Source organism: Massilia sp. DJPM01 (genome assembly GCF_030348125.1).
GTDB lineage: Bacteria > Pseudomonadota > Gammaproteobacteria > Burkholderiales > Burkholderiaceae_D > Telluria_A > Telluria_A frigida.
Window position 1 is genome coordinate 1 of record NZ_JAQOZV010000027.1, and the last position, 15,161, is coordinate 15,161.

The window sequence follows — 15,161 nt, forward strand, 5'->3', positions numbered from 1 at the left end:
CTGCTAGCGGCATCCGCGTGGTCGACGTGGTCTCGCGCGACGCGGCCGGCAGCGCAGCCGTCAACCCGGCCGAAGCCAAGCTGGCGGCCGATATCGAGCGCCTCAAGGACCAGAAGGCCATGCTCGACGCCGAGGCCAGGTCGGCCGCGATCGTCAAGGGCTACCTGGAGCGCTATAACGGCGGTGTTCCCGACGGCGGCAAGGCCCAGGGGCCGGACAATGGCAAGGCGCTGGCCGGCGTGATCGATACCCTCGGGCGCGGCGCCAGCGAGGCGCTGCTCAAGATCCAGAAGCTGGCCGTGCAGCAGCGCGAACTGGACAAGAAAATCGCGGCCATGGAGAGCGACCTGGCGGGCCTCGATTCGGACGACAAGAATGTGCGCAGCATCGTGGTGCGCCTGTCCGCCGCCAAGGCCGGCGCCCTGACGGTCAGCTACCAGCGCGACAATGCCGGCTGGAAGCCGGGCTACCGTGCCAGCCTCGACTCGGCCGCTTCGCGGGTCGACCTGGAACGGCTCGCCACGATTTCCCAAAGCACCGGGGAAGACTGGAGCAACGTCAAGCTGACCTTGTCGACCAGCCAGCCGCGCCTGTCGCCCACGGGACGAGAGCCGCAGCCGTGGCTGCTGGGCTACCGCCCTCCGGTGCAGGCCGACAACATGAAGGCCAATTACGCGCCGGCGCCGGCGCCGATGATGGCGATGGACAAGAGGGAAAGGGTGGAGATCGTCGGCAGCGCCATCAAGCGCGACGACTATGGGGTGGCCGAGATGCAGGGCGTCTTCGCCACCGAATTCGAGGTGCCGGGCCGGGTCAACCTGGCCGCCGACGGGCGCTCCACCTCGGTGGTGCTGTCGACCCTGGCGCTGCCGGTCACCCAGCACCTGCGCGTGACGCCGCGCCTTGAAAAATTTGCCATCGTCATGGCCGAAGCGGCCCGTCCGGATGGCGTGTGGCCGGCCGGCACCATGCAACTGTTCCGCGATGGCGGCTACATCGGCGCCACCCAGTGGAACCTGCAGGATGGCGAACGGGCCCTGTTCTCGTTCGGGCGCGACGACCTGGTCAAGGTCGCGCTCGATCCGGTCGCCGGCAAGACCGGCAGCAAGGGCATCTTTGGCGGGCGCGCCACCAGCGTGCGCGCCGATGTGTTCACCCTGGTCAACCGCCACAAGACGCCGGTCGAGCTGATGGTGTTCGATTCCTCGCCCGTCAGCACGGCCGAGGAAGTCAAGGTCGAGGCGGTGTTCGATCCGAAACCGTTCACCGATACCTGGGAACAGCGGCGCGGTGTAGTCGCCTGGAAAAAGACCCTCGCGGCCGGCGCCACCGCCAAATTCCAGGTCGAGTACCGGATCGACTATCCGAAGGAAGGCTCGGTCAGCGGCTTGCGCTGAGCGCCGGCTGGTGCGCCGGCTGCCAGCGGTAGTGCCCGGTGAGCGGCCAGGCGAACAGGCGGTCCTCGACCTGGGTGCCGTTGCCGATGTTGTGGATCACCAGCGGCACCCCGCCGCCGCCGCGCTGGGCGGCGACGATGCCGATGTGCGGCAGGTTGCCCGGCAGCATCCAGGTCACGATATCGCCCGCCTGATAGGCGGCGCCATCGCGCGAGGGCGTCATGGCCTTGCCGTGGCGCTTGAAATAGGTGGCCAGGTTGGGCACGCGGCGGTGGTCGATATTCGGATCGGGGCGCTTGAGCTGCCACAGGTGCGGATAGGCATCCCAGGCTTTCTTCATATCCTTGTGCACCAGTTCCTGCAAGTCCGCGCCGACCTTGCGGTAGGCGCGGATCACCACGTCGGTGCACACGCCACGCTCAAGCGGCACGTCGCCGCCGGGAAAGGCGATGCGCTCGTAGCGCGCGTCGTAGCGGGTCGTTACGCCGACCTGCGCGCGCGCCGCGTCCACCAGGCGCGCCGGGGTGGCGTTTTGCGCCGTGGCCGGCAGCGGCATGGCCATCAGCCCGGACAGGTACATTAGTGTTAAAACAAGTTTTTTCAAGATCGGACCTCTGGTAACCGGGCAGGGAATAAAAACGTACAATCGTGCTTATTTCAATCACGAACGGAAATACCATGAGCACGCAGCAGCAGTTTACCCCTGAATCGATGAATAGTTTCGGCGCCGGCACGCTGCCCGGCTACATGGGCGTGGAAATCACCCGTGTCGGCGGCGGCGAAGTCGCGGCGCGCCTGGAGATCAAGCCGCACTTGCTCGCGCCCAACGGCTTCCTGCACGCCGGCACCGTCATCACCCTGGCCGACACGGCCGCCGGCTACGCCTGCGTGGCCAACTTGCCGGAAGGGGCGAACAGCTTCACCACCATCGAAATCAAGTCGAACCACCTGGGCACCGCGCGCGACGGAGCGATTGCCTGCGTGGCCAAGGCGGCCCACCTCGGCAAAACCACCCAGGTGTGGGATGTGGTGGTCACCAATGAAGCGAACGGCAAGACCATCGCCCTGTTCCGCTGCACCCAGATGATTCTGTATCCGAAATAAGGGTGGCCTGCCGGTACATGGTTGCTAACTGGAAGTATCAACTCTGATAGCTTCCATTTGACAATTTTCCGGAAAAGCGCATCATGGCCGGACGCTACGCCGTCTGTTCCGACCTGTCCCGGCGTTATTGTCCACAGCCAGAGAATGCCGGATGACCATCGACTTCGATCAGCTCATACTTGCCGAAGCCCCTGGAGGGGTGATCGTCACCACGCCGGGCCACACCGTGCTGCGCTGGACCAATGGCGCCGAACGTATCTTCGGCTGTACCAGCGAGGAAGCCGTGGGGCGCGACCTGCGCGAGCTGATCGCGCTGCCGGGCAAGCGGGAGCTGGACCTGGAAGCGGCGCGCCAGCTGGAGCAGCACGGCGCCTTCGATTACGAAACGCTGCGCCGCCGCAAGGATGGCGCGCTGATTTACGTCGACTCGAACAATAAGGTGATTTACGACGAGCACGGCAAGATTGCCTACATCGTCTCCAGCAAGCGCGACATGACGCAGTCGAAAGCCAAGCGCGACACGCTGCTGATCGAAGCGAAATTCCGCGACCTGCTCGAATCGACCCCGGACAGCATCATCATGGCCAACCCGACCGGCACCATCGTGCTGGCCAACGCCCAGGCCGAGCGCATGTTCGGCTATGAGCGCGGCGAACTGAACGGCAAGCTGATCGAAGTGCTGCTGCCGGCCCGCTTCCAGCACGGCCACGTGGCCCACCGCTCGCACTACTTCGAGCAGTCGCGCACGCGCACCATGGGCGCCGGGCTGGAGCTGTACGGGGTGCGCAAGGACGGGGTCGAGTTTCCGGTCGAAATCAGCCTGTCGCCGATCAGCACCGACGCCGGCGCTTTCGTCATCAGCGCGATCCGCAATGTGAGCGAGCGCAAGAAGGCTGAACAGAAATTCCGCGGCTTGCTCGAATCGGCGCCGGACGCCATCGTCATCGTCAACCGCGACGGCGAAATCGTGCTGGTCAATTCCCTGACCGAAAAGCTGTTCGGTTATCCGCGCAGCGAGCTGCTCGGCAAGAAGGTCGAGATCCTGATCCCGCAGCGCTTTGCCGAACAGCATCCGCATTTCCGCACCAGCTTTTCGGCCGGTCCGCGCCCGCGCTCGATGGGTGCCGGCCTCGAACTGTATGGCTTGCGCCGCGACGGCTCCGAGTTTCCGGTCGAGATCAGCCTGTCGCCGCTGGAAACCGAGGATGGGGTCCTGGTGTCGTCGGCGATCCGCAACATCACCGACCGCAAGCGCATCGAGCGCGCCCTCAACGAAAAGAAGGTCGAGCTCGAACGTGCCAACCAGGCCAAGGACTTGTTCCTGACCAGCATGTCGCACGAACTGCGCACGCCGCTCAACGCCATTCTCGGCTTCACCCAGTTGCTGGCCAGCGAGACGCTGCCCTCGACCGCCGAGCAAAAGCGCAGTTTCGTGCGCAACATCCTGACCGCCGGCCAGCACCTGCTGACCCTGATTAACGAAATCCTCGACCTGGCCAAGATCGAATCGGGCACCCTGAGCGTGTCGCTGGAAGCGGTGGTCCTGGCCGGCCTGCTCGATGAAGTGCAGGCCATGGTCGGCGACAGTGCCGCCCGGCGCGGCGTCCGCCTGGTGTTTCCCAAGCCGGAAGCGCTGGTGGTGGTGGCCGACCACACGCGGCTCAAGCAGATCCTGCTGAACCTGCTGTCGAACGCGATCAAGTACAACCGCGAGAATGGCGTGGTGGTGATCAACGCCAATCCGGCCGGCGCGGCACGGGTGCGCATTTCGGTGCAGGATACCGGCAAGGGCTTGCGCCAGGACCAGCTGGACGCCCTGTTCCAGCCGTTCAACCGGCTCGGCCAGGAAGGCGGCAACGAAGAAGGCACCGGCATCGGGCTGGTGGTGACCAAGCGGCTGGTCGAGCTGATGGGCGGTAGCATGGGCGTGTCGAGCACGGCCGGCATCGGCAGCGTGTTCTGGATCGAGCTCGGCCTGAGCGCCAACTCCCAGCTCAGCCAGAACGCGGCGGCGGCCGCGCTGCGCCCGCCGCCGCCCTCAGGCGGCCCGGCGCTGGCGACCTTGCTGTACGTGGAAGACAATCCCGCCAATCTCTTGCTGGTGGAAGAAATCGTCAGCTTCCGCCCCGACCTGACGCTCATTTCCGCGCCCAGCGCCGAGCTCGGCATTGCGCTGGCGCAGAGCTATCTGCCGCAAGTCATCCTGATGGACATCAACCTGCCCGGCATGGATGGGCACGAGGCGCAGCGCCAGCTGCGCGCCAACCCGCGCACCGCGCACATTCCCGTCATTGCGCTCAGTGCGAATGCGATGGAGCGCGACGTCAAGCGCAGCATCGCCGCCGGCTTTTTCGCCTACCTGACCAAGCCGATCGATATCAATGCCTTCACCGCCGCGGTGGACCGGGCGCTGGCGTCTGGTGCCGGCTAAGTGGGTGGTTTGCGGCACACTGCTTGCGGCGGGCGCGAGTGCTTGTCAGGTTCGATACTCTTTTCAACCATGTCCGGAGAACGCATGAAAACGCTGACTGAGCTTGTTTGCATCGGCATGCTGGCGCTGGCCACCGGCTGCGCGCACGGCCCCGCCACCGACGACAGCACCTACCAGGGGCTGGGCGGCCAGAGCGGGATCAGGAAGATCGTGGACAGCTTCGTACCGATGATCACGGCCGATGCGCGCATCAGGGAATCGTTCAAGGATAGCGACCTGAAGAACCTGTCGATGCGGCTGGAAGAGCAGTTCTGCGAGCTGGCCGGCGGCCCGTGCAAGTACAAGGGCAAGGACATGAAGGATATCCATGACGGCCTGAACATCACCAACGCCCAGTTCAACGCGCTGGCCGAGGACTTGCAGGCGGCCATGGACAAGCACGGCATCGCGCCGGCCGTGCAGAACAAGCTGGTGGCCCGGCTGGCGCCGATGCACAAGGAAATCGTGACGAAGTAGGCCGGCGCTCGACCCCGCTGCCGGGACGAGCTTGCCGCTGCGGTGCTGTGGCGCGCGCTTACAAGCTTACCCAGTGTCCCTTGTACACGATCGGCCCGGTCGGTCCGTTCGGGTCTGGCGAGCCGCCCTTCGGCTCCAGGGTCACCGCCAGCAGCGCCACATCATCGCTGATCGCATGATCCGGCAAGGCAAACTTGCCCTTGTTGTCGGCCAATACCCCCAGCGAGCGCGGCTTGCCCGACTTCGGCACCGCCCACAGATGCAGGCTCTTGTCGGGGGCGACCTGGCCGCCGCCCACCACCCGCGCCTCGAGCGCGCGGTGCTTGCGGTCGGCGGTGAGCACCATGGCGGTCTGCGCCTTGTCGTCGCTCAGCGTGGCCACGTAGCTAATCACCGGCGCATCGAGCGGACGGTTGGTCAGCACCAGCACCAGCAGCAAGGCCGCCATCGCGGTCGAGACCATGCCGAGGCTGCGCCAGAACGCCAGGTTGTCGTTGAGCCAGAAGCGCCAGCCGGCGGCCGCGCCCGGCTTGAGCTTGAGGCGCCGTTCGATGCCGCTCCACACGCTTTTCGGCGGTGTCACGTCGCCGGCGAATTCGGCCATGGGCGCCAGGCGCTGTTGCCACTGCGCGGTGATGTTGCGCAGGTCGGCATCCTGGTGCAGCCAGCCCTCGAAACGGCGGCGCGCGCCGCCCTTGAGCGTGCCCAGCACGTATTCCGCCGCCAGTTTCTGGCGCAGGACCATGTGATGTCGGATATTCATGCTTGCTCCCGTTGCGCGAGGCAGGTGCGCAGTTTTTCGAGGCTGCGCCTGATCCAGGTTTTCACGGTCCCGACTGGTAGCGTCATCTGCTCGGCCACTTCGCTGTGCGACAGGTCGTGGTAATAGGCCAGCGCAAGCACCTGGCGATGCATCCCTTCCAGCGCGGACATGCACCACGCCAGCGCTTTCGCATCGCCACTCATTTGCAAGGCCTCGATCGGCGTCGCTTGCGGATCCTGTAGAGCATGCATGACTTCACTATCAAACTGTTCCGCATCGATTTCAAGCGCGGCGCCGCTGCGCCGGAGATGGTCGAACGCCTTGTTCCGGACAATGGTGGCCATCCAGGTCATCGGTGCTGCCAGATGGCTCTGGTAGTTGGCGGCATTGTTCCAGATCGCGACATAGCTCTCTTGTAACACCTCTTCGGCGAGCTCGCGCTTGTGCAATATACGCAGCGCGAAGCCAAACAGTTTCGGAGACGTTGCATCGTAGAGAGAACGGAAGGCGCGGGCATCGCGCTTGCCGGCAGCCAGGAGCCAGGTTCTCAGTTGCTGCGGGTCGAGCGGGTTGACGTCGGTGGACACGGCGCGCCTTGCAAGTGGGTTCGGGTGGCCGCGGCGTGGCGCGGAGGGCTTGGTGAGGTTATCGCGAAGGCCTATCGGAATACAACAAACTTATTTGCAAATGACAGAAAAATAGTTGAATCCAATCGGGCGCCGCCTGCGTACGCAGTATCGTGGAGACGGCGTATGTCGTTCAGCGTATTCAAGGAGAGCGTATGCACAGGGCGCGTTTGGGTGGATTGTTCTTGGTGGCAAGTATGGCGGTGGGTGGGGCGCAGGGACAGGGTCGGCCCGACATGGGCAAGCTGAGCGCGACGGGCGGCGTCAGCCAGCTTGAAGGGGCGGGCGGCGGCGGCCTCTCCCCGTGGGCCCTGATCACCGGCTACGGCAGCCGCGACAGCTGGGGCGCGAACACGCACTACAGCGGCGTGCGCACCCAGGATTACACGCTCGACACGGCAGGGCTGGCCGTCGGGCTGGCCGACCGGGTCGAACTGTCGCTGGCGCGGCAGCACTTCAAGGGCAGCCTGGCGCCGCTCGACCGGCTCAGCATCGAGCAGGATATCCTGGGGGTGAAGGTGAAACTGGCGGGCGACGCCGTCTACGGGCAGGATGTGTTGCTGCCGCAAATCGCGGTGGGCGCGCTGTACAAGCGCAACAAGGGCGTGGGCGGGCTGGGGGCGCTGGGCGTAAGCAATGTGACGCAGCTGGGCGCGAAGGATGACAGCGGCACCGATGTGTACCTGGCCGCGAGCAAGGTGTTGCTGGCGCAGAGCCTGCTGCTCAACGCGACCGTGCGCGCCACCAAGGCTAATCAGATGGGCTTGCTGGGTTTCGGCGGTGACCAGGGCGATTCCTACAAGGCGATGCTGGAAGTGTCGGCCGCCTACATGGTGGACCGCCAGATGGTGGCCGGCGTGGAATACCGCCGCAAGCCGCACAACCTGGGGGTGGACAAGGAAACGGCGTATTACGACGTGTTCGTGGCCTGGTTCCCGAGCAAGCATGTGTCGGTGACGGCGGCGTATGCGGTGCTGGGGGAGATTACGGTGTTCAATCCGAAGCGCCAGAGGGGCGCGTATTTATCGGTGCAGACGGGGTTTTGAGGGTAACGCTAGCTCAGGCAGTCGTCGAATCCGATGCCAATCAGGCTTTACCCGCAATCGTCTCTTGCAGCAACTTGTGCAGCGCCGGGAAATCCGGTTCGCCCACATAGCGCTTGATGATCTTGCCTTCTTTATTGATGACAAAGGTGGTTGGCGTCAGCGTGACGTCGCCGAAGGCCTTGGCCAGATCGCCGCTGCTGTCGAGCGCCACCGTGAACGGCAGCTGGCGCGTCTCGGTGAAATTGAGCACGTAGCTGGGCGCGTCATACTTCATTGCCACGGCGATGAACTCCATGCCCTCGCCCTTGAACTTGTTGTAGGTGTCGACCATCTGCGGCATTTCCTTGACGCAGGTTGCGCACGAGGTAGCCCAGAAATTGACCATGAACACCTTGCCGCGCAAGCTTTGCGAGCTGATCTTTTGGCCCTTGATGTCGAGGAAGGTCACGTCCGGCGCCATGCCGCGCGTCAGCGCGACATAGCCGGCGGCGGCAATGGCCAGCACAGCGGCGCCGATAAGCGCCGGTTTGAGCCAGGAGGAAGGGGACGGGGTCTGGGTGGACATGACTGTGGGTGCTGGAATAGTACGGAAAGTCATTATAGCCGCGCTGTCGAAACGCTGCCCGCAAGGCGGCCCGGGCGGGGCTCGGCGCCCCCGGCCCGGCGCCCCCGGCTGGCACCCAGCCTGGGCGCCCCGCCGAAGTAATTACAACTACAACTGGACCGACGTCGAACGTGGCGAAATCGCCTTGAGTTCGTCTTCGCTGATGTATTCCAGCACTTTGACCACTTTCTTCACGCCCGCCACGCCGCGCGCCACGTCGGCGCCGACCTGGCCTTCGCGCTGGGTCACGCGGCCCATCAGGAACACGGTAGTGTTCTCGGTGATGACCTTGAACGAGGTGGCCGAAATGGTTTTCATGTCCACCAGGCTAGCCTTGACCTTGGTGGTGATCAGCGCATCGTTCGAACGCGAAGTGTAGGTGGCGGGCGAACCGACTTCCAGTTCGTTAATCACCATCATCACGCCATCGACGCTGGCCACTTCGCGCTCGACCGCTGCCTTCATGGCCTCGTCGCGCACTTCGCCGGTCAGCAGCACCTTGCGGTTGAAGCTGTTGACATTGATGTGCACATCTTCGCCGGTGATTTTCGGCAAGCGCATTTCCGCCTTGAGCGAAATCGACTTGTCGTCGGCCTGGGCGCCGAGCGTGCGGCGGTCGGCCGTGGCCACGGCGCCGGCCACGGCGCCGCCCACGAACAGGCCGATGCAGCCTTGCAGGCTGCCGAGCAAGGCGACGCACACGGCCGCCTTGGCCAGCGGGCGCACGATGCGCAGACTGGAATCATTCATTCACATCTCCTCCGAACAGGGCGACATCGATGCCGTCGCAAATACAGTGAATCGTCACCAGATGGACTTCCTGGATGCGCGCGGTGCGCGCGTGCGGTACGCAGATATGCACGTCGGCATCGGTGAGCATCTTGCCGAGCGCGCCGCCATCCTTGCCGGTCAGCGCCACGATGCGCATTTCGCGCTCCAGCGCCGCTTCGACCGCGGCGATCACGTTGGCCGAGTTGCCCGACGTGGAAATGGCCAGCAGCACGTCGCCGGCCTGGCCGAAGGCTTGCACCTGCTTCGAGAAAATCTCGCGGTAGCTGTAATCGTTGCCCACCGCCGTCATGATCGAGGTATCGGTGGTCAGCGCCAGCGCCGGCAGCGGAAAGCGCTCGCGCTCGAAGCGGCCCACCAGCTCGGCCGCGAAGTGCTGGCAGTCGGCAGCCGAGCCGCCATTGCCGCAGGCAAGAATCTTGTTTCCGTTCGACAAAGCGAAGAACATCAGTTCAATCGCCTGCGAGATAGGTTGGGCCAGGGCAGAAGCCGCCTGAATCTTGAGTTCGGCGCTTTCGTGGAAGTGGGCGAGGATGCGTTGAGTATTCATAGTGGGGGATTATAGTGCAGCGGCCGGAGAACCTGGCCTGGTACGATTAAAATTGCTTACAACTGGATGGCGTTGCGCAGCCAGTCCATCTGTTCGCCATCGATGGCCACCACGTCGAAGCGGCATGGCGGCAGCTGCGCAAAGCGCAGCAAATAGGTCTGGGCCGCGCGCACCATGCGGGCGACCTTGGCGGCGGTGATGCTGGCGGCCGCGCCGCCGTGGCTGGCGCTGGCGCGCTGGCGCACTTCGACGAACACCAGCGCCTCGCCGTCGCGCAGGATCAGGTCGATTTCGCCGCCCCGGCAACGGTAGTTCGCTTCCACCAGCCGCAAACCCTGGCGCTGCAGATACGCGAGTGCGCTCTGTTCCCACAGCTGGCCCTGGCGCTGCTTGCCGCTGAGCCGGGCCGGCCACATCTCAGTTCACGCCGTCGGCCGGCTTGAAGCTGCCGCCCTGGTAGACCGCGGTCGGCTGGACCCGCTCGAAGCGCGCCGGACCGTTGCCAAAGCTGACCGACAGCCGTCCCGTCACCCCATCCATGCTGAACGACGTGCCCGGGTGCAGGGTGATTTCGCGCGCCACGCGGAAGGCATCGATGCCCAGCGCATACAGGCGGTCGAGGTCGAGCGTGCGGCGGCTGGCGTTCCAGCGCGGATACACCATCACGGCCGGATGGTCGGGCTGCACTTCCCACGGCAGGTCGAGCAGGCGCACGCCGTCCAGTTCGGCCAGCGCGGTGCCCGGCTCGGTGCCCGGATTGACCGACGAGGTGCCGTAGGCCGGCACATTGCTGCCGAGCGAGGCGCGCACCTGGCGCAATTGGTCGGCGTCGAGCGCGGTAAACAGCAGGGCCGGCAGGTCGGCATCGACCCGGCTTTTCAGCTGGGAAATGCCCGATTCGCTCAGATAGCCGTTCGAGGCCGCCAGTTCCACCGTCTGCGACGGGTTGCCCAGTTGCTTCCACTGGGACGCGAAGGCGCTGGCGATGCGGCGCTGCCAGGCATTCGCGCCCGACACGACCAGGGCGCGCGCGCCCGGATGCTCGCTGGCGGCCCACTGCGCCACCTGGCGCGCCTCGTCTTCGATCGACAGGCCCATGACCAGCATATTGTGCGGCAGGGCCGCGTGGGTGGCGCGCCCTTCCGGATGGTTCAGGGCCAGGGTCGGCTTGCTGACCGCCACGCTGGCGGCCGCGATCGCACTCACCGCCGAGCGCGCCAAAGGACCGACCACCACATCGTTCTGCGCCAGCGCGTCGGTGTAGGCGGCCAGCACTTCCTGGGCGCTGTCGCCGGTTTCGATCAGGTTGACCACGAAACCGCTGCGGTCGCGTTCGTAGGCGGCCATGAAACCGGCGCGCAAGGCGCCCGCCGGCGGACCGAGGGCATCGGAACGGGTCGGCAGCAGCAGGCCGATGCGGGTGGCGGACTTGGTGTCGGGCACGGCGGTGGGCACGGCGGTGGGCACGGCGGTAGGCACGGCGGTAGGCACGGCGCCAGGCAGGTCCGCCGCGCGCGGGTGGGCCGCCACGGCACCGGGCGGCGCGTCGACCGGCATGGTCTCGACCTCGGCTTCCGGCACGACCGGCTCCTGGACCTCGGGCGCGCGCGGCTGCGCCGGTGCGACACTTGTGTTTGGCTCGATAGGCGCGCACAATCCCCCCGGCCTGTCGCAGGGCGTGCTGCAGGCACTCAGCATCGCGAGCGCACCAGCGGCGAACAAGCCCATCAGACTTTTAATCAGCATTACCACTCCCACATGACAGAATTCCAGACCAGTCCGATCGCCCAGCTTCCCGTCATTGGCGAGGCGGCGCATCAGTCCTATCCTACAGCAACCCTGTATATCGTGGCTACTCCCATCGGCAACGTCACCGACATCAGCGTGCGCGCTTTGCACGTGCTGGCGCTGGTCGACGCGGTCGCTTGCGAGGATACCCGCAACACCGGCAACCTGCTGACCCGCTTCGGCCTGTCGCGCCCGATGATCGCCGCGCACCAGCACAACGAACGCGAAGTGGCCGACAAGCTGATCGCGCGTCTGCAGGCCGGCGAGCGCATCGCGCTGGTGTCGGACGCCGGCACGCCGGGCGTGTCGGACCCGGGCGCGCGCATCGTCGACGCGGTGCGCAGCGCCGGCTTGCGCGTGGTACCGGTACCGGGCGCGTCGGCGGCGGTGACGGCGCTCTCGGCCAGCGGCCTGGTCAACGACCAGTTCTATTTTGTGGGTTTCTTGCCGGCCAAGGCCAAACAGCGCGAAACCGCCCTGCAAAAGCTGCTGACCGTGAGCGCGACCATGGTGTTCTACGAAGCGCCGCACCGCATCCTGGACTGCGTCGAAGCGTTGACCGGCGTATTCGAGCCGGCCCGCCAGGTGGTGTTCGCGCGCGAGCTGACCAAGCTGTTTGAAGAAATCCACCGTTGCCCCTTGTCGGAGGCGCTGGCCTGGGTCAAGGCCGACGCGCACCGCGAAAAGGGCGAGTACGTGGTGTTGCTCGAAGGCGCACAGGCCGAGGGCGATGCGGAAGATGCCGAGGCCGAGCGCATTCTCAACATCTTGCTGGCCGAATGTTCGGTCAGGCAGGCCGCCAACCTGACGGCGCAAATTACCGGGCGCAAGAAGAATGCGCTGTATGACCGTGCGCTGGAGATCAAGGGCGGGTAAGACTGATCTGGATCAATCGCACTTTCGCGTCGCCGCCGTGGTCCAAGTGGGACGCGGGCTGCTTCGCGCCATCCGCCGTGCACGCCGTATCGGGGGACGATGCCCGGCGGATGGCGCGGGGCAGCACGCGTGCCGGCAGCCGACCAAAGTGCGGCAAATAAAACGATTAAAAATAGCTTGCTATTTGATAGTGCACTACTTATACTTCTTCACATGGACGACAAACAAACACCGAATAACGACGTTCCCCAGCTCGATGGCCAGTTGTGCTTCTCGCTGTACTCGACTTCCCTGGCGATGAGCAAGCTGTACCGCAAGTTGCTGCGCAAGCTCGGGCTGACCTACTCGCAGTACCTGGTGTTGATGGTGCTGTGGGAACAGAACGAGTTGACGGTGTCGGAGATTGGCGAGCGTCTGTTCCTGGACTCGGCAACCCTGACTCCCCTGCTCAAGCGGATGGAACAGGCTGAACTGCTGACACGCATCCGCGCCGCCAGCGATGAACGCCAGGTGATCATCTCGCTGACCGAAGCAGGCAGCCTTCTGCGGGAAGAAGCGAAGAAGTTTCCGTCGCAACTGTTGTGTGCCGTTGGCTGTGAGTTGGACCAGGTCGTCAGTATCAAGCAGCAGCTCGACGTACTGCGCAGTAACCTGAACAAGAACACCTAGCACCCGACAAGCCAGGGCGGACAGTCATCGCCTGCCCCGGTCGAGTCAAAATATAGTGCGCTATATAATTGCTAGCTAACTTTAATCTCTAAAAAGGAACCACCATGAAAGCCATCAACACCATCGCCCTCGCCCTGTCGATCAGCGCCGCCGCAGCAGCCACCCCGGCACTGGCCGCGCCCGCGTCGGTCGCCACCGTCAAGCCGACTGTCATCCTGGTGCACGGCGCCTTTGCCGACGCCGGCAGCTGGAACGGCGTGGCCGCCAAGCTGCGCGCCGATGGCTACAGCGTGATCGGCGCGGCCAACCCGCTGCGCAGCGTCAAGGGCGACGCCGCCGTGGTCTCAAGCATCGTCAAGAGCGTCAAGGGCCCGGTGGTGCTGGTCGGTCACTCCTACGGCGGCGCCGTGATCTCGACCGCGGCCAACGGCAACCCGAACGTGAAAAGCCTGGTCTACGTGGCCGCTTTCGCTCCGGACCAGGGTGAAACAGCACTCGAACTGTCCGGGCGCTTTCCTGGCGGCACCCTGGGCCAGGCGCTGGCCGAGCCGGTCGCCATCGCCGGCGGCGGCAAGGACTTCTACATCCAGCAAGACAAGTTCCACCAGCAGTTCGCCGCCGATGTACCGAAAGCCGATGCCCAGCTGATGGCTATAGCCCAGCGTCCGATCGCCGAAGCCGCGCTGACCGAAGCGTCCGGCGCCCCGGCCTGGAAGAACCTGCCGTCGTACTTCATCTACGGCACTGGCGACAAGAACATTCCGGCCGCCGCCCTGGGCTTCATGGCCGAACGCGCCAAATCGCGCAAAACCGTTGAAATCAAGGGCGCTTCGCACGTCGTGATGACATCGAACCCGGCTGCCGTCGCCCGCCTGATCGAAGACGCCGCGCAGAGCAAATAAAACCAAGTAAGCCGATTTAATATATAGCAAGCTACTTAATAGCCATCAACTAAAAGGAATGCCATGAAAGCCACCCTCGCCCTGACCCTGCTCGCCGCCTCGCTCTCGACCGCCCACGCGGCCAGCCTTCCCGGCGTCGAACACCACACCGCGCAATTTCTGAAAGCGATCGAAGGCGGCAAGCCGCTCAACCAGATGACGCCCGACGAAGCGCGCGCCGTGCTGGTCGGCGCGCAGGCGGGCAGCAAGGTGGCGCTGGCGCCGGCCGATGTGAGCCAAAAAACCGTCACCCTCGACGGCCAGCCGGTCCAGCTGACCATCGTGCGGCCGGCAGGGGCCAAGGGCAAGATCCCGGCCTTCATGTTCTTCCACGGCGGCGGCTGGGTGCTGGGCGACTATCCGACCCACGAACGCCTGGTGCGCGACCTGGTGGCCGGCTCCGGCGCGGCGGCAGTGTTCGTCAACTACACGCCGTCGCCGGAAGCGGGCTACGGGGTGGCGCTCAAGCAAGCCTATGCGGCGACCCGCTGGGTGGCCGAGAATGGCGACGCGATCAATGTCGACGGCAAGCGCCTGGCGGTGGCCGGCAACAGCGTGGGCGGCAACATGGCGGCGGTGGTCAGCCTGATGGCCAAGGATCAGGGCGCACCCAAATTGCGCGCCCAGGTGCTGATGTGGCCTGTGACCGATGCCAACTTCGATACGCCCTCGTACAAGCAGTTCGCCGACGGCCACTTTTTAACCCGCGACCTGATGGTCTGGTTCTGGGACCACTACACCAAGGACGCCAGCGCCCGCAAGGAGATCTACGCATCACCGCTGCAAGCGAGCAGCGCGCAACTGCAAGGCTTGCCGCCGACGCTGATCCAGAGCGCCGAATTCGACGTGCTGCGCGATGAAGGCGAAGCCTATGCCCGCAAGCTCGACGCGGCCGGGGTGGAGGTCAAGAGCGTGCGCTACAACGGCATGATCCACGACTTCGGGCTGCTCAACGCACTATCGACCTTGCCAACTACCCGCAGCGCGCTCGACCAGGCATCGCAGGAACTGAAGCTGCGTCTGAAATAAGCAGTCAGGGCCGGGCCTGCGCCGGGCTGGCC

At 65.0% G+C, this 15,161-nt stretch carries 17 protein-coding genes; 9 read left to right on the plus strand and 8 right to left on the minus strand.

Features of this window, described 5'->3' with window-relative positions:
- A partial coding sequence (locus PO883_RS17895; protein ID WP_289310972.1) for a DUF4139 domain-containing protein occupies positions 1-1,397 on the plus strand: 1,397 nt, incomplete at its 5' end.
- On the opposite strand, the gene PO883_RS17900 is transcribed toward PO883_RS17895, so the two are convergent.
- Entirely contained in the window at positions 1,381-2,001 is a 621-nt protein-coding gene (locus PO883_RS17900) for a DUF1287 domain-containing protein (protein ID WP_289310973.1), read from the minus strand. The genes PO883_RS17895 and PO883_RS17900 overlap by 17 nt on opposite strands.
- 74 nt (positions 2,002-2,075) lie before the next feature.
- Here PO883_RS17900 and PO883_RS17905 point away from each other — a divergent pair, with 74 nt between their 5' ends.
- The 3 genes from PO883_RS17905 (at position 2,076) to PO883_RS17915 (ending at position 5,448) form a co-directional block, all read left to right on the plus strand.
- The gene (locus PO883_RS17905; RefSeq protein WP_289310974.1) at positions 2,076-2,501 is read left to right on the plus strand and encodes a PaaI family thioesterase; all 426 of its coding nucleotides are present in this window, start codon (positions 2,076-2,078) and stop codon (positions 2,499-2,501) included.
- A gap of 151 nt (positions 2,502-2,652) precedes the next feature.
- Positions 2,653-4,932: a PAS domain S-box protein gene (locus PO883_RS17910; protein ID WP_289310975.1), complete on the plus strand. Its 2,280-nt coding sequence runs from the start codon at positions 2,653-2,655 to the stop codon at positions 4,930-4,932.
- An 84-nt stretch (positions 4,933-5,016) separates the two neighbouring features.
- Entirely contained in the window at positions 5,017-5,448 is a 432-nt protein-coding gene (locus PO883_RS17915; protein ID WP_289310976.1) for a group 1 truncated hemoglobin, read from the plus strand.
- Between the two features lie 58 nt (positions 5,449-5,506).
- Here the strand turns inward: PO883_RS17915 and PO883_RS17920 are convergent, their stop codons facing one another.
- The gene (locus PO883_RS17920) at positions 5,507-6,211 is read right to left on the minus strand and encodes an anti-sigma factor domain-containing protein (protein ID WP_289310977.1); all 705 of its coding nucleotides are present in this window, start codon (positions 6,209-6,211) and stop codon (positions 5,507-5,509) included.
- A complete protein-coding gene (locus tag PO883_RS17925; protein ID WP_289310978.1) occupies positions 6,208-6,798 on the minus strand; it encodes a sigma-70 family RNA polymerase sigma factor in 591 nt (196 codons plus the stop codon). The genes PO883_RS17920 and PO883_RS17925 overlap by 4 nt, the downstream gene beginning before the upstream one ends.
- Positions 6,799-7,034: 236 nt before the next feature.
- On the opposite strand from PO883_RS17925, the gene PO883_RS17930 reads away from it, so the two are divergent.
- Positions 7,035-7,883 carry a DUF3034 family protein gene (locus PO883_RS17930; RefSeq protein ID WP_289311052.1) on the plus strand — a complete coding sequence of 283 codons (849 nt, stop codon included), beginning with the start codon at positions 7,035-7,037 and terminating at the stop codon, positions 7,881-7,883.
- Between the two features lie 40 nt (positions 7,884-7,923).
- On the opposite strand, the gene PO883_RS17935 is transcribed toward PO883_RS17930, so the two are convergent.
- The 5 genes from PO883_RS17935 to PO883_RS17955 form a co-directional block, all read right to left on the minus strand.
- Positions 7,924-8,448, minus strand: a complete 525-nt coding sequence (locus PO883_RS17935) for a peroxiredoxin (protein ID WP_289310979.1) — start codon at positions 8,446-8,448, stop codon at positions 7,924-7,926.
- A 147-nt stretch (positions 8,449-8,595) separates the two neighbouring features.
- Positions 8,596-9,237, minus strand: a complete 642-nt coding sequence (locus PO883_RS17940; RefSeq protein WP_289310980.1) for a BON domain-containing protein — start codon at positions 9,235-9,237, stop codon at positions 8,596-8,598.
- Complete coding sequence (locus PO883_RS17945) at positions 9,230-9,826, minus strand: phosphoheptose isomerase (RefSeq protein WP_054265336.1); 597 nt, start codon at positions 9,824-9,826, stop codon at positions 9,230-9,232. The genes PO883_RS17940 and PO883_RS17945 overlap by 8 nt, the downstream gene beginning before the upstream one ends.
- Positions 9,827-9,882: 56 nt before the next feature.
- On the minus strand, positions 9,883-10,242 hold the full coding sequence (locus tag PO883_RS17950) for a YraN family protein (RefSeq protein ID WP_289310981.1): 360 nt from the start codon (positions 10,240-10,242) through the stop codon (positions 9,883-9,885).
- Position 10,243: 1 nt separating this feature from the next.
- Positions 10,244-11,572, minus strand: a complete 1,329-nt coding sequence (locus PO883_RS17955; protein WP_289310982.1) for a penicillin-binding protein activator — start codon at positions 11,570-11,572, stop codon at positions 10,244-10,246.
- 12 nt (positions 11,573-11,584) lie between these two features.
- On the opposite strand from PO883_RS17955, the gene rsmI reads away from it, so the two are divergent.
- From rsmI to PO883_RS17975, 4 genes are all read left to right on the plus strand, one after another.
- Positions 11,585-12,490 (plus strand): 16S rRNA (cytidine(1402)-2'-O)-methyltransferase, encoded by a 906-nt coding sequence (gene rsmI / locus PO883_RS17960; protein ID WP_289310983.1) that lies wholly within the window; start codon positions 11,585-11,587, stop codon positions 12,488-12,490.
- 213 nt (positions 12,491-12,703) lie between these two features.
- The gene (locus tag PO883_RS17965) at positions 12,704-13,159 is read left to right on the plus strand and encodes a MarR family winged helix-turn-helix transcriptional regulator (protein WP_289310984.1); all 456 of its coding nucleotides are present in this window, start codon (positions 12,704-12,706) and stop codon (positions 13,157-13,159) included.
- Between the two features lie 104 nt (positions 13,160-13,263).
- A complete protein-coding gene (locus PO883_RS17970) occupies positions 13,264-14,061 on the plus strand; it encodes an alpha/beta fold hydrolase (RefSeq protein ID WP_289310985.1) in 798 nt (265 codons plus the stop codon).
- Positions 14,062-14,124: 63 nt separating this feature from the next.
- On the plus strand, positions 14,125-15,129 hold the full coding sequence (locus tag PO883_RS17975) for an alpha/beta hydrolase (protein ID WP_289310986.1): 1,005 nt from the start codon (positions 14,125-14,127) through the stop codon (positions 15,127-15,129).
- The last annotated feature ends 32 nt before the right edge of the window (positions 15,130-15,161 follow it).

What these genes read in the sequence shown, in the direction of transcription:
- PO883_RS17940 (WP_289310980.1), bottom strand. Translation starts at nt 9,237, where the DNA reads ATGAATGATTCCAGTCTGCGCATCGTGCGCCCGCTGGCCAAGGCGGCC.
- PO883_RS17935 (WP_289310979.1), bottom strand. Translation starts at nt 8,448, where the DNA reads ATGTCCACCCAGACCCCGTCCCCTTCCTCCTGGCTCAAACCGGCGCTT.
- PO883_RS17975 (WP_289310986.1), top strand. Translation starts at nt 14,125, where the DNA reads ATGAAAGCCACCCTCGCCCTGACCCTGCTCGCCGCCTCGCTCTCGACC.
- PO883_RS17955 (WP_289310982.1), bottom strand. Translation starts at nt 11,572, where the DNA reads ATGCTGATTAAAAGTCTGATGGGCTTGTTCGCCGCTGGTGCGCTCGCG.
- PO883_RS17970 (WP_289310985.1), top strand. Translation starts at nt 13,264, where the DNA reads ATGAAAGCCATCAACACCATCGCCCTCGCCCTGTCGATCAGCGCCGCC.
- PO883_RS17945 (WP_054265336.1), bottom strand. Translation starts at nt 9,826, where the DNA reads ATGAATACTCAACGCATCCTCGCCCACTTCCACGAAAGCGCCGAACTC.
- PO883_RS17905 (WP_289310974.1), top strand. Translation starts at nt 2,076, where the DNA reads ATGAGCACGCAGCAGCAGTTTACCCCTGAATCGATGAATAGTTTCGGC.
- PO883_RS17930 (WP_289311052.1), top strand. Translation starts at nt 7,035, where the DNA reads ATGGCGGTGGGTGGGGCGCAGGGACAGGGTCGGCCCGACATGGGCAAG.
- PO883_RS17950 (WP_289310981.1), bottom strand. Translation starts at nt 10,242, where the DNA reads ATGTGGCCGGCCCGGCTCAGCGGCAAGCAGCGCCAGGGCCAGCTGTGG.
- PO883_RS17965 (WP_289310984.1), top strand. Translation starts at nt 12,704, where the DNA reads ATGGACGACAAACAAACACCGAATAACGACGTTCCCCAGCTCGATGGC.
- PO883_RS17915 (WP_289310976.1), top strand. Translation starts at nt 5,017, where the DNA reads ATGAAAACGCTGACTGAGCTTGTTTGCATCGGCATGCTGGCGCTGGCC.
- PO883_RS17910 (WP_289310975.1), top strand. Translation starts at nt 2,653, where the DNA reads ATGACCATCGACTTCGATCAGCTCATACTTGCCGAAGCCCCTGGAGGG.
- rsmI (WP_289310983.1), top strand. Translation starts at nt 11,585, where the DNA reads ATGACAGAATTCCAGACCAGTCCGATCGCCCAGCTTCCCGTCATTGGC.
- PO883_RS17920 (WP_289310977.1), bottom strand. Translation starts at nt 6,211, where the DNA reads ATGAATATCCGACATCACATGGTCCTGCGCCAGAAACTGGCGGCGGAA.